The following is a 567-nucleotide window of genomic DNA, read 5'->3' as shown; positions in this document are numbered from 1 at the left end:
GGGTGATATCCAGCCGCATTACACATCTATAGCGGGTTTTGTGGCTAAAATGCATGAACAGATTGAGCCACTTTTCACGCAAGTGCTGATGATATGTGATGAGGAAGACTTGATAGGCCGCAACATGTTTGCTATTGATGGGTGTAAATTAAAGTCCAATGCGAGTAAAGAGTGGAGCGGCACATTCGATGAGTTAAGCCGCAAAAAAGCAAAACTAGAACGCGCAAGCAAACGTATTATTGAACGCCACCAATCACAAGATGGACTGGGCGAAGAGTTGATAACTCAGGACTTAAAACAAAAAGAAAAGCTGGATAGAAATGCAGATAAAATCACCGAGTTTTTAGCCACTCACGAAGAGAAAACAGGCAGTAAAGGCAAGCCTGTTAAAAGTAATATCACTGACCCAGATAGTGCGAAGATGACGACCTCAAAAGGGACAATTCAAGGCTACAACGGCATCGCGATAAACGATGATAAACATCAAATCATCCTGCAAGCACAAGCGTGGGGCTCAGTGGGCGAACAACAAACTTTACAGCCAGCCGTTGCACAATTAAAACAGCA

At 43.6% G+C, this 567-nt stretch carries 1 pseudogene; it reads left to right on the top strand.

Features of this window, described 5'->3' with window-relative positions:
- Positions 1 to 49 precede the first annotated feature (49 nt).
- Positions 50 to 567 (top strand): annotated as a pseudogene (locus tag L654_RS0106235) (transposase); the annotation flags it as partial.

The sequence above is a fragment of the Pseudoalteromonas sp. TAB23 genome, assembly GCF_000498075.1.
GTDB lineage: Bacteria > Pseudomonadota > Gammaproteobacteria > Enterobacterales > Alteromonadaceae > Pseudoalteromonas > Pseudoalteromonas arctica.
This window is presented reverse-complemented; position numbering and strand designations above follow the sequence as displayed.